This is a genomic window from Corallibacter sp., assembly GCF_048381695.1.
GTDB lineage: Bacteria > Bacteroidota > Bacteroidia > Flavobacteriales > Flavobacteriaceae > Corallibacter > Corallibacter vietnamensis.
On the sequence record NZ_JBLXHI010000009.1, the window covers coordinates 1 to 13502 of the forward strand.

Consider the following 13502-nt stretch of genomic DNA (forward strand, 5'->3'; position numbering starts at 1 on the left):
GTTCGCTGAATAGCGAAATGCCTACCGACAGTAAAAGGACTTTTTGGTTCGTTTTTGGTCCCTCAAAAATGAATAGATAAACAAACACCAAACACAGCCTATGCAGAACTCAATACTCCAATACTAACTTCCCACAACAAACCCAATTCCTGCGTAGCAGCAACAAAACAACCTACTAATTCTAGTATTTTTTTTTCTTTTCTTGACAATGAAAAAAAGAACAAGAACAAAAGCAGTATCAATCAAACATCAAAATCATCAAAAAAATCACTTATAGCTCCTTCATATCCAATTCAGGTCTCCTTAAGGTCTAATTAAGGTCTCCTTAAGGTCAACCCGTGAAAATTCCTACAAAATCTCATTCCCAAAACAAGAAATTGAAACACATAAAACACCAACACAAACCCACTTCATATTTACAAGCAAAATAAGTACCTTTGCATCTTTGCCTATACAACTAGCAATAAGCACATCTTATGAGCCATTTTGAAGAACATATACAGGTAAAAGGCGCTCGCGTTCACAACCTAAAAAATATAGACATTACCATACCCAGAGATAAACTTGTAGTTATTACAGGCCTATCAGGCAGTGGTAAATCCTCATTAGCCTTTGACACCATTTATGCCGAAGGACAAAGACGCTATATAGAAACATTCTCTGCCTACGCTCGTCAATTTCTAGGAGGCCTAGAACGCCCTGATGTTGATAAAATAGACGGCCTATCGCCAGTTATCGCCATAGAACAAAAAACAACAAGCAAGTCTCCACGCTCTACAGTTGGTACCATTACAGAAATTTATGATTTCTTAAGGCTACTCTTTGCTAGAGCCAGTGACGCTTATAGCTACAACACAGGCGAAAAAATGGTAAGCTACAGCGATGAGCAAATCAAAAAACTCATTACCAAAAGCTATAACGGAAAACGCATTAACATCCTCGCGCCTATTATCAGATCTCGTAAAGGACACTACCGCGAACTCTTTGAGCAAATTGCAAAACAAGGCTTTGTAAAAGTGCGCACCGATGGCGAAATAAGAGACCTAGTAAAAGGCATGAAACTAGATCGCTACAAAACCCACGATATAGAAATTGTTATAGACCGACTTAAAATTGACACCTCGGTAGATAATGACAAACGCCTTACTGAAACCATAAACACAGCCATGTACCATGGCGACGATGTGCTTATGGTTATAGACCAAGATACACAAGAAGCACGCTATTTTAGTAGAAACCTGATGTGCCCATCATCTGGAATCTCCTACCCTAACCCAGAACCAAACAACTTTTCGTTCAACTCACCAAAAGGTGCCTGCCCTAAATGTAATGGCATTGGTCAGCTTTATCAAGTAAACGAAAGCAAAATCATACCAGACCCTAATCTATCTATAAATGCAGGCGCTTTAGCACCTCATGGTCCGCAAAAAAAATCATGGATATTCAAACAATTTGAAACCATCGCTCACCGCTTCGGTTTCTCCCTAAACGACCCTTACAAATCAATCCCTGATGACGCCAAACAAATGATTATGTATGGCGGAAATGATAAATTCTCTGTAGAAAGTAAAACGCTTGGCGTTACCAGAGATTATAAAATAGACTTTGAAGGCGTTGCTAACTTTATAGAAAACCAATACAACACCGCAGAAACCACGTCTCTAAAACGATGGGCAAAAGAATATATGGACAAAGTAGTCTGTGACACCTGTGGTGGTTCTAGATTAAGAAAAGAGTCGCTTTACTTTAAAGTAAACGGATTGAATATTTCTGAAATTGCTAACAAAGATATCGTTGAGATTACAAATTGGTTTAACGACTTACCTAACCACCTATCAAAAAAGCAACTTAAAATATCGCAAGAAATAATAAAAGAAATCTCTGCACGACTACAGTTTTTACTTGATGTTGGACTAGATTACCTATCCTTAAACAGAAGCTCAAAATCTCTATCTGGTGGCGAAGCCCAACGTATTAGACTCGCAACCCAAATAGGCTCTCAATTAGTAGGCGTATTATATATTCTAGATGAGCCTAGCATAGGCTTACACCAACGTGATAACGAAAAACTTATCAACTCATTAGTATCACTGCGAGACGTTGGTAACTCGGTTATTGTTGTTGAACACGACAAAGACATGATAGAGCGCGCAGACTATGTTATTGACATAGGCCCTAAAGCAGGTAAATACGGTGGCGAAATTATTAGTATTGGCACCCCAAAAGAGCTTAAAACGCACAATACAATTACAGCCGATTACTTAAACGGAAATAGAGAAATAAAAGTACCTGAAAAGCGCCGAAAAGGAAACGGTAAAAGCATCACCCTAAAAGGATGTACTGGTAATAACCTAAAAAATGTAGATGTTACATTTCCTCTAGGTAAAATGATAGGCGTTACAGGTGTTTCTGGTAGCGGAAAGTCTACCTTAATAAACGAAACGCTATACCCTATTATGAACGCCCACTACTTTAATGGCGTTAAAAAACCTATGCCTTACATAAGCATTAAAGGTTTAGAACACATTGATAAAGTTATTGACATAAACCAATCTCCAATAGGACGTACACCTCGTAGCAACCCTGCAACATATACTGGCGTATTTAGTGAGATAAGAAGCCTTTTTGCTAAAATACCAGAAGCTATGATACGTGGTTACAAACCTGGTCGTTTTAGTTTTAATGTGAAAGGAGGCCGATGTGAAACATGCCAAGGCGGTGGTTTACGTGTTATAGAAATGAATTTCTTACCAGATGTTTATGTAGAATGTGAAACATGTCAAGGAAAACGTTTCAACAGAGAAACATTAGAAATTCGTTACAAAGGCAAAAGCATAAGCGATGTTCTTGATATGACAATAACCGAAGCTGTAGAATTCTTTGAGCATATTCCTAAAATACATAAAAAGCTAAAAACCATCAAAGACGTAGGTTTAGGCTACATTACATTAGGACAACAAAGCACAACGCTTTCTGGTGGTGAAGCACAGCGTATAAAACTCGCTACAGAATTAAGTAAACGCGATACTGGTAACACGTTTTATATACTAGACGAGCCTACAACAGGATTACATTTTGAAGATATAAACGTATTAATGCAAGTGCTTAATAAACTTGCTGATAAAGGTAATACCGTTTTAATTATAGAACACAACCTGGATGTAATTAAAATGGTAGATCATATTATTGATGTAGGTTATGAAGGCGGAAAAGGCGGCGGACAAATTATAGCTGAAGGCACTCCTGAAGAAGTTGCAAACCACAAAAAAAGTCATACGGCACGTTTCTTAAAAAAAGAACTTAAATAGTAATTTCTCATTAAACTTTAGTACCTTTAGGTAAATAACCTTTAATATTTTATATTATGAGAAGTTTACTTTGGCTTGTAGCCGTTGTCTGTATTGTTATTTGGCTATTAGGAATGCTAGGTATTGTTCCAGGAATGGACACAGGAAACCTTATTCACACACTGTTAGTTATAGCAGTAATAGTTATATTATACAACATTATTTCTGGGAGAGGCCCATTAAAATAGAATACAAATATTAAGAATTTCTTAATTTTAAATATCAAGACAAACCATTGTGTTTGTCTTTTTTTGCGTCAAAAAATGAAAAGTGCAAATATTAAATGTAAATGCTACAATTTCTTTTAAATTTGTTACTATAAATTAGATAAAAATTAAAAAAATATATAAATGAGAAACGAACAACATCACAAACGTTGGAATGAAATAAAAACGAATGACTCTTGGGCTATCTTCAAGATTATGGGAGAATTTGTTAATGGATATGAAAAATTAAGTAGAATTGGACCTTGTGTATCTATTTTTGGATCTGCAAGAACTAAACCTGATCATAAATACTACAAACTAGCCGAAGAAGTTGCTCAAAAAATAGCAAATCAAGGATATGGTGTTATTACTGGTGGCGGACCTGGAATAATGGAAGCTGGTAACAAAGGTGCTCATATAGCTGGAGGCACATCTGTAGGACTTAACATTGAACTTCCTTTTGAACAACATGACAATCCTTACATAGACTCTGATAAAAGTTTAGATTTTGATTACTTTTTCGTTAGAAAAGTAATGTTTGTTAAATACTCTCAAGGGTTTGTTGTTATGCCTGGTGGTTTTGGTACTTTAGATGAGCTTTTTGAAGCCATTACTTTAATTCAAACTCATAAAATAGAAAAATTCCCTATCATTTTAGTAGGCACAGAGTTTTGGTCTGGTTTACTTGATTGGGTAAAATCTACATTACTAGATAAATTCAGCAACATTAGTCCTAAAGATTTAGATTTAATTCACCTTGTAGACTCTGCTGATGAAGTAATAGATATCCTAGATACCTTCTATAAAGAATATGGGTTTAGTCCTAACTTCTAATCACTTTAACATAGTATTATCTAAAAATTACGAAAATACTTGTTATATTACCTAAAAAAGAAGCTATAACCGAATTCCCCATTTACAGATATTGAGGATATTTAAACTACTATACATTGCCATTGCTGTTGCATGTTTTATGTGCAACAGCTTTAAAGGCTTTAGTCAGAATAATATTGACTTAAAAGCTGTTTTTGATATGCCTCAAAAACAAATAAAAATTGAGCAAACTATAGTTTATAAAAACACAACTCAAGATACTTTACACAGTATATACTTAAATGATTGGAGCCATAGTTATGCTACCAAAACCACACCATTAGCAAATAGATTTGCTGAAGAATTTAAAACAGAATTTCACTTTGCTAAAAACGAAGATCGTGGATATTCTGTCATCACTTCAATTCATCAAAACGATCAAGAAATAACTTTTAAAAGATTAAAAAATCATATAGATGTTATAAAAGTAACTCTTGACAAGCCTTTACAAGCCAATGAAGCTTACACCATAAAACTCAATTATGTTGTACAAATACCTAATGATAAATTTACTCGTTACGGTATTTCTCCTGATAACAATGTTAGCTTACGATATTGGTATATTACACCAGCTGTATACAATGGTAAATGGCAACATTTTAGCAACAAAGGTTTAGATGATTTATTTTCACCACTTTCTAATATTAAACTACAAGTTGAGTACCCAAAAGATTACACATTAACGTCCGAGTTAGATGACACTGATTTCTTTTTAAAAGACAGCACTAAAGTTACTACGCTATCAGGCGAAAACCGCATTAACTCTAAACTCTTTTTGTATAAGAATGCTAATTTCAATAACATTGAAACAGATTATTTTACACTAGTTACTAATTTAGGTACTGAAGGCCTCAACCCTATTGATCGTGTAATAATTAGTGATAAAATAGCTGGATTTCTAACCAAAAACCTAGGCGCATATCCTCATAAAAAGCTTCTGCTTTCATATATAGACTATAAAAAGAACCCCATTTATGGTTTAAATCTTCTACCTAATTTTATACGTCCATTTCCAGATAGTTTTCAATTTGAATTAAAAGTTCTAAAAACAGCATTAAACAATTATTTAGAAAACATTCTTATTGTAAATCCAAGACAAGACCAATGGATTATTGATGGCTTACAAACGTATTTTCTTATTAAATACGTAGACGAGAATTATCCTAACATGAAAATTTTCGGGTCGCTTTCTAGAATTTGGGGGCTAAAATCTTTTCATGCTGCAAACCTTAATTTTAATGACCAATATGCATTTTTATTTATGCATATGGCTCGAGAAGGTATAGATCAGCCTTTGCTTATGCAAAAAGATTCTTTATTAAAATTCAATAAAAACATTGCTAACAAGTATAAAGCCGGAATAGGCTATAAATATTTAGATAACTATCTAGGTGGAAACAAAATTGACAGCATTATTAAAGAGTTTATAAATACGAACTCACTAAAAGAAACGACTACAGAAGATTTAGAAACGTTAGTTCGCAGTAAAACAACCAAAAATTTAGATTGGTTTTTTGATACTTATTTACAAACCAATCAAGATATTGATTATACAATTACCGATGCTGAAATTATTGAAGACTCAATACTGGTAACAATAAAAAACAACGCTAATATTACAGTACCAATTACATTAGCATCCATGAAGGATGATACGGTTATTTCTAGAATATGGCTTGATGATATAGCAAACACAAAAACAGTGAAAATTGCTGCAAAAGATGTCACAAAAGTTGTTTTAAATGATGATTACAGTATCCCTGAATTCAACTTAAGAAACAACACAAAACGCGTAGACAAACACCTTTTTAATCGTCCTTTACAACTACGCTTGTTTAAAGATATAGAAGACCCAAAATACAATCAAGTCTTCTTTATGCCTATAGTAGAGTTTAACAACATTTATGACGGATTAGTATTAGGAGTTAAAGCTTATAATAAAACTGTATTAAAAAAACCTTTTAATTATAACATTTCGCCACAATACGGAACTGGATCAAATTCTCTTACTGGTTCTTTCTCTTTCAATTATACAAACTACAACGAGACAAAACCAAACCTATTTAGCGTTAGGTATGGCATGAGCGCTAGTTATGAAAGCTACGCAGAAAACCTTTTTGTTACCAAGTTTACACCTAGTGTTTCTTTTATTTTTAGAGACAAAACAAACCTTCGTTCTAACAAAAGGCAATACTTAACATTACGCTATTTAGACATAAATAGAGATAAAGACCCAAATAACGAAGACACCTCTGAAGACCCAAATTATAGTGTATTTAATGCGCGTTACAATCATGTAGATAAAGATTTGAAAAACTTTAATGCTTGGTTTACCGATTTACAAATTGCCAAAAATTTTGGTAAAGTTGCTTTTAACTACGAATACAGAAAACTCACAGAGAGAAACAGACAATTTAAATTACGATTATATACAGGTATCTTTTTATACAACAACACCTATAGAGACTCCGACTATTTTAGTTTTGCGCTAGATCGCCCTACAGACTACCTCTTTGATTACAATTATTATGGTCGTTCTGAAAGCTCTGGACTTTTTAGCCAACAGTTAATAATTGCTGAAGGTGGATTTAAATCTAAATTAAGCACGCCTTTTGCAAACCAATGGATAAGCACCGTAAATGCAGGTACTACCATCTGGAGATATATTGAAGCTTATGGTGATATTGGTTTAGTAAAAAATCATGGTAGTGACGCCAAATTTGTTTATGATTCAGGAATAAGATTTAGTCTAGTTGACGACTATTTCGAACTATATTTCCCAGTATACTCTAATTTAGGATGGGAAATTGCAGAACCTAACTACGGCCAAAGAATACGCTTTATCATCACATTAGACCTCAAAACACTTTTCGGTCTATTTACAAGACGTTGGTACTAAATAGTTCATTTTTTAGTAATTACAATTATCATATTGTTAATCAAAAGCTAAATATTTAGAAATATTACAATTATTATCAATAAAACACGTAATATTTACGAAATACGCAATTTTATAACACATTCTAACATTGCAAAACAGATAAATATTCACTAAATTTGCAAAAAATATCTTTTACATTATGCAAACAAACCCTGACGTGAAAAAAGACATCTCTTTTGAAGATTTTAAAACTGAAGTTTTAAACGATTATAAAATCGCTGTTACATCACGTGAATGTAGTTTGCTAGGTCGCCGTGAGGTACTAACAGGAAAAGCCAAATTTGGAATTTTTGGCGACGGAAAAGAAGTGCCACAACTTGCCATGGCAAAAGCCTTTAAAAATGGAGATTTTCGCTCTGGATATTATCGTGATCAAACGTTTATGATGGCGATTGATGAGCTAACAATAGAACAGTTTTTTGCTGGGTTATATGCCAACACCAACTTAAAAGAAGAACCAATGTCTGCAGGAAGACAAATGGGTGGTCACTTTACCACGCACAGTCTTGACGAAAACGGAAATTGGAATAATCTAACAGCTCAAAAAAACTCTAGTTCAGATATCTCTCCTACAGCAGGACAAATGCCTCGTTTATTAGGGCTTGCTCAAGCATCTAAAATATATAGACATGTTACTGGTATAGATACAACAAACTTTTCTGTAAATGGAAATGAAGTTGCTTGGGGAACTATTGGTAATGCTAGTACCAGCGAAGGACTCTTTTTTGAAACTATAAATGCTGCTGGTGTTTTACAAGTTCCTATGGTCATGAGCGTTTGGGATGATGAATATGGAATTTCTGTTCATGCAAAATACCAAACCACTAAAGAAAACATCTCTGAAATTTTAAAAGGATTTCAACGTGATAATGACAATAAAGGCTATGAAATATTACGTGTAAAAGGCTGGGATTATGTATCACTTATAGAAACATATCAAGAAGCTTCAAAAATTGCACGAGAAGAACACGTTCCGGTATTAATTCACGTACAAGAGTTAACACAACCTCAAGGACACTCTACATCAGGTTCTCATGAGCGTTATAAAGATAAAAAAAGATTAGACTGGGAAACAGAATACGACTGTAATACACAAATGCGAAAATGGATGATTGCCACCGGAATCGCAACAGAAGAAGAGTTAACTAATCTTGAAAAAACCATAAAAAAAGCCGTAAGAGATGGTAAAAAAGCGGCTTGGTCTTCTTATACACAACCTATTCAAGAAGAAAAAAACAAATTAATATCCCTTCTAGAAAACGCTTCTAAAGCTAGTTTTAACAGTGCTTTTATAACAAAACTTAAAAACGATTTAGAAAGCATTGATGAGCCACTTCGTAAAGATGTTATGTCTACTGCTAGAAAAGCATTACGTTTAGTAATAAATGACACTTCTAACGAAAAAAATCAGCTTATACAATGGGTTAATAATTATGCTAATACGATTCAACCCAAATACAGCTCACACCTTTATAGTCAATCTGAAAAATCAGCTTTAAACATTAAGGAAGTTAAACCTGCATACAATGAAGATTCTAAACAAGTTGATGCTCGTTTAATAGTTAGAGATAATTTTGATGCCATATTTAAAAAATTCCCTGAAGCTTTAGTTTTTGGAGAAGATGCAGGCCATATTGGTGATGTAAACCAAGGACTAGAAGGTATGCAAGAAAAGTATGGAGAACTTCGAGTTAGTGACACAGGTATTAGAGAAGCTACCATATTAGGGCAAGGAATTGGTATGGCAATGCGTGGTTTACGCCCTATTGCTGAAATTCAGTATTTAGATTATATTCTTTATGCATTACAAATAATTAGTGATGATTTAGCCACTTTGCATTACCGTACAAAAGGGCGTCAAAAAGCGCCGTTAATTATTCGTACTCGCGGTCACAGACTAGAAGGAATTTGGCATTCAGGTTCTCAAATGGGTGGTATTCTTAATTTAGTAAGAGGAATACACGTATTAGTACCAAGAAACATGACAAAAGCTGCTGGGTTTTACAATACCCTTTTTGAAAGTGATGAACCAGCACTTATAGTAGAATGTTTAAACGGTTATAGACTAAAAGAAACAATGCCTTCAAACATAGGTTCTTTTAAAACACCTATTGGTGTCGTTGAAACTATAAAAGAAGGAAACGATATTACTCTTGTGTCATACGGTTCTACATTACGAATCGTTGAACAAGCTGCAAAAGAGTTACAAGAAGTTGGTATTGATGCTGAAATTATAGATGTTCAATCATTATTACCTTTTGATCTAAACCATGATATTGTAAAAAGTGTTGCAAAAACCAACCGATTAATGGTTATTGATGAAGATGTTCCTGGCGGAGCTTCTGCTTATATATTAAATGAAATATTAAACACTCAAAATGCTTATCAACATTTAGATAGCAAACCGCAAACATTAGCAGCTCAACCACACAGACCAGCTTATGGGACTGATGGAGATTACTTCTCTAAACCATCTGTAGAAGATGTATTTGAAACTATTTATAATGTGTTTCATGAAGTAAACCCTAACGATTTTCCGAAATTACGCTAAAACGTTAAATACATAATAAATACACAAGCCTTTTAGGAATTTCCTAAAAGGTTTTTTTATATTTATAAGCAAACACTCCTTGTATGCTTACAAAGCAAGATAAACAACTCTTAAGAGGTACAATATTTAAGCACCTTGATGGTATTGCCACAGCAACCAGTGCTTATACCTTATACAAAAACGATGTTCTTAACTCGTTATTAGAAAAAGAGCAAGACACTACAAAAAATTTAGCAAACATTCATCATGCAAACGAAGGTTACCTTAATGTTGCATTGAGAGTGTTGAGTTCTCAAGGCTGGCTCACACAACATGTTGATAGTGATAATGACATAGTTACTTACAAAATCAATAACACAAGTAAAAAAGCTTTTGAACTCATTCCTTTATTTGAAGATGCAGTTAAACTATTAGATTACGCCGTAAAGTTTCCTGATGAACGTATTGGTTCCGATGCTTTTATTGCTTTAGACCGTATTTTTAAAGCTTACGAGAATAGCTTTGATTTAAAAAATGTTGACAAATCTCCTGTAAAAAGACAAGTATTAGACCACATAGAAGGCTGTATTGTCGCTCCTATTATTGTTCTTTTAGGTGTAAATGGTTTGTTTCATAAATATTTTATGGAAGCTTCTTTTACAGCTGAAGAATACCATAAAGACCCTGAAAGTTTTAAAAAAATTCTAGACTTTTTTTCTTATTTAGGATGGTTTAAAAAAAAGAAAAACACGTATCAATTTACAGACAAAGGGCTCTTTTTTGCTAAACGCGCAAGCGCTTATGGCGTAACTGTTTCTTACCTTCCTACATTTGTAAAATTAGATACTCTTATTTTTGGAGACCCATTAGTTTTAAAAACTGAAAAGCCTTCAGACACTGAAAAGCACGTACACAGAGAAATGAATGTTTGGGGAAGCGGCGGTGCTCATACTACTTATTTTAAAGTTATAGATAAAGTTATTATTGAGTTGTTTAATAAACCCATAGATGAACAACCTAAAGGTATTCTTGACATGGGTTGTGGCAATGGCGCCTTTATACAGCATATTTTTGATGTAATAGAACATCAAACCTCTAGAGGTAAAATGCTTGAAGAACATCCTTTACTATTAGTTGGAGCTGATTTTAATCAAGCGGCATTAAAAGTTACTCGAGCCAATTTAATAAAGGCCGATATTTGGGCAAAAGTAATTTGGGGAGATATTGGAAGACCTGATTTACTCGCAAAAGATTTAAAAGAGGATTACAACATAGACCTAAAAGATTTATTAAACGTAAGAACATTTTTGGACCATAACCGTATTTGGGAAGTCCCTAAAACAACAACCAACCGTACTAGTAAATCAACAGGAGCTTATGCTCATAAAGGAGAACGATTAAATAACAGCCTTGTAGAAGACTCTTTATTAGAACATTTAAAAAAGTGGAAACCTTATATTGAGCGCTTTGGTTTACTCATTATAGAGTTACACACTATAAAACCTGAACTAACAGCTACTAACCTAGGAAAAACAGCTGCAACAGCTTATGATGCTACACACGGTTTTAGCGATCAATATATTTTAGAAATACCTGTTTTTAATAACATTATAAATGAGGCTGGTTTAAAACAAAACAGCGAGTATTATTCTAAATTTCCTAATAGCGATTTAGCAACAGTAAGTATCAATTTATTAACCGGAAAAAACTAACAAAACATGCTAACAAAAAACCATAATCATCTAGCGCTTGCCATATTAAGAATTGGCTTATCTGCATTAATGCTATCACACGGAATACCAAAATTAGCGATGCTATCTGATCCATCTGCCTTTGCTGATCCTATAGGTGTTGGACCTACACTCTCTTTAATTTTAACACTCATAGGAGAAGTTTTAGCACCTGCACTTATCATTATTGGTTTCAAAACAAAACTCGCTACCATTCCTGTTATAATTACAATGTTTGTTGCTGCATTTGTTGTGCATTTACAAGACGATTTAGGAACTAAAGAAAAGGCTTTACTTTACCTTATTGGCTTTATTGTTGTGTTTCTTGCTGGGCCAGGAAAATTTTCAATAGACGGTAAAAATTCTTAAAAAATTCAATGAAAACAGCTACAGTAAAACAGCTTAAAGACGAATTAAAGCATTTATCGTCAGAGTCATTAATGCAGCTTTGTTTGCGTTTATCTAGATTTAAAAAAGAAAACAAAGAGCTACTTACCTACCTACTCTTTGAAGCGCATGATGAAGAAGCTTATATTCAAAACATAAAAAGCGAGATTGACGAACAGTTTGAGCTAATAAACGTTAACAGCTTTTTTTACATCAAAAAGAGTGTGCGTAAAATTCTTCGAATGATAAAAAAATACTCTAGATATTCATTAAAAAAAGAAACCGAAATTGAGCTACTACTCTATTTTTGCTATAAACTAAAAAATTTCAAACCTTCAATAAAACAAAACACAACACTTTTAAACCTTTACAATAGACAAATAGAAGCTATTATTAAAAAATCAAATACACTTCATGAAGATTTACAACATGATTATATGCAACAAGTAGAAACACTTGTTATGTAAGCAAGTTTTAATTAAAAATTCTAACTAAAAGCTCTTTTAATAAATCAGCTTGCGGTACGGCGTTAGATTTCACACCTTTACTTTTTACATCAAACTCTCTTAAAGAAGCAATAATACCGCTTACTTTTCGCATTGGGTAGTTTCTAACAGCAACCAAATACTCATCTACAAAATAAGGGTTAATTCGTAATGCTGACGCCACATTTCTAGGAGATTTATCTTGCAAACCATGTAGGTGCAACAATTTTGAAAAATAATTATGCAGTAATGACACCGTTACAATCATAGGGTTATCCTTTGGGTTTTCGCCAAAATATTTAATAATCCTGTGTGCTTTTAAAACATCTCTAGCACCTATAGCTTTATGAAGCTCAAAATTATTGTAATCTTTACTAATCCCAATATTCTCTTCAATATGTTGTGGCGTTATTTGCGTACCTTGAGGCAAGACAATTTGTAGCTTATTTAATTCATTACTTATTTTACTCAAATCAGTACCTAAAAACTCGGCTAACATTAAAGAAGCTTTGGGTGTTATGCTATAGTTTTTTCCAGCAAGTACGCGCTTAATCCAATCAGGGATTTTATTGTCGTACATTTTTTTACTCTCAAAAACCACAGAAGATTTTTTAAGTGCTTTGTAAAGTGCTTTACGCTTGTCTATAGTTTTGTACTTGTAGTTTACAACCAGTATCGTTGTAGGTTGTGGCTGTTTTGCATAATCAACTAGTTTCTCAATGGTACGAGATAGATCTTGAGCTTCTTTTACAACAACAACCTGATACTCTGCCATCATAGGAAATCGTTTTGCATGACCTACAATATCATCAACAGTAACATCACGACCATAAAGCACCATTTCATTAAATCCTTTTTCTTCTTCAGTAAGAATTGACTCTTGAATAAAGTCAGAAATCCTATCAATATAATAAGGTTCTTCCCCCATTAAGAAGTAAATAGGTTTTAGTTTTTTGTTTTTTATGTCTGTTACTAATAGTTTGACTTCGTCCATTGAAAAAAA

General features: G+C 33.6%; 9 protein-coding genes. 8 read left to right on the top strand and 1 reads right to left on the bottom strand.

The features are described from left to right. Positions 1-476 precede the first annotated feature (476 nt). The 8 genes from uvrA to ACN5J3_RS11510 all read left to right on the top strand — a co-directional run bounded on the left by uvrA (position 477) and on the right by ACN5J3_RS11510 (position 12481). The gene (gene uvrA / locus ACN5J3_RS11475; protein WP_418511839.1) at positions 477-3308 is read left to right on the top strand and encodes an excinuclease ABC subunit UvrA; all 2832 of its coding nucleotides are present in this window, start codon (positions 477-479) and stop codon (positions 3306-3308) included. A gap of 56 nt (positions 3309-3364) precedes the next feature. After that, positions 3365-3535, top strand: coding sequence for a lmo0937 family membrane protein (locus ACN5J3_RS11480; RefSeq protein WP_418510122.1), 171 nt, complete (start codon positions 3365-3367; stop codon positions 3533-3535). Between the two features lie 162 nt (positions 3536-3697). Continuing rightward, positions 3698-4387, top strand: coding sequence for a TIGR00730 family Rossman fold protein (locus ACN5J3_RS11485; protein ID WP_344730798.1), 690 nt, complete (start codon positions 3698-3700; stop codon positions 4385-4387). Between the two features lie 91 nt (positions 4388-4478). Beyond that, the gene (locus ACN5J3_RS11490; protein ID WP_418510123.1) at positions 4479-7325 is read left to right on the top strand and encodes a metalloprotease; all 2847 of its coding nucleotides are present in this window, start codon (positions 4479-4481) and stop codon (positions 7323-7325) included. A gap of 181 nt (positions 7326-7506) precedes the next feature. Further along, positions 7507-9918: an alpha-ketoacid dehydrogenase subunit alpha/beta gene (locus ACN5J3_RS11495; RefSeq protein WP_418511840.1), complete on the top strand. Its 2412-nt coding sequence runs from the start codon at positions 7507-7509 to the stop codon at positions 9916-9918. An 83-nt stretch (positions 9919-10001) separates the two neighbouring features. After that, positions 10002-11609 (top strand): class I SAM-dependent methyltransferase, encoded by a 1608-nt coding sequence (locus ACN5J3_RS11500; RefSeq protein ID WP_418511841.1) that lies wholly within the window; start codon positions 10002-10004, stop codon positions 11607-11609. A 6-nt stretch (positions 11610-11615) separates the two neighbouring features. Continuing rightward, on the top strand, positions 11616-11996 hold the full coding sequence (locus ACN5J3_RS11505) for a DoxX family protein (RefSeq protein WP_417291390.1): 381 nt from the start codon (positions 11616-11618) through the stop codon (positions 11994-11996). Between the two features lie 8 nt (positions 11997-12004). Beyond that, positions 12005-12481, top strand: a complete 477-nt coding sequence (locus tag ACN5J3_RS11510; protein ID WP_417291391.1) for a hypothetical protein — start codon at positions 12005-12007, stop codon at positions 12479-12481. Positions 12482-12488: 7 nt separating this feature from the next. Here the strand turns inward: ACN5J3_RS11510 and holA are convergent, their stop codons facing one another. Then, positions 12489-13493 (bottom strand): DNA polymerase III subunit delta, encoded by a 1005-nt coding sequence (holA, locus tag ACN5J3_RS11515; protein ID WP_417291392.1) that lies wholly within the window; start codon positions 13491-13493, stop codon positions 12489-12491. Positions 13494-13502 lie beyond the last annotated feature (9 nt).

Bases quoted from the DNA above. Each gene is read 5' to 3' on its own strand.
- ACN5J3_RS11480 (WP_418510122.1), top strand. From the start codon at position 3,365: ATGAGAAGTTTACTTTGGCTTGTAGCCGTTGTCTGTATTGTTATTTGG.
- ACN5J3_RS11505 (WP_417291390.1), top strand. From the start codon at position 11,616: ATGCTAACAAAAAACCATAATCATCTAGCGCTTGCCATATTAAGAATT.
- ACN5J3_RS11485 (WP_344730798.1), top strand. From the start codon at position 3,698: ATGAGAAACGAACAACATCACAAACGTTGGAATGAAATAAAAACGAAT.
- holA (WP_417291392.1), bottom strand. From the start codon at position 13,493: ATGGACGAAGTCAAACTATTAGTAACAGACATAAAAAACAAAAAACTA.
- ACN5J3_RS11495 (WP_418511840.1), top strand. From the start codon at position 7,507: ATGCAAACAAACCCTGACGTGAAAAAAGACATCTCTTTTGAAGATTTT.
- ACN5J3_RS11510 (WP_417291391.1), top strand. From the start codon at position 12,005: ATGAAAACAGCTACAGTAAAACAGCTTAAAGACGAATTAAAGCATTTA.
- uvrA (WP_418511839.1), top strand. From the start codon at position 477: ATGAGCCATTTTGAAGAACATATACAGGTAAAAGGCGCTCGCGTTCAC.
- ACN5J3_RS11500 (WP_418511841.1), top strand. From the start codon at position 10,002: ATGCTTACAAAGCAAGATAAACAACTCTTAAGAGGTACAATATTTAAG.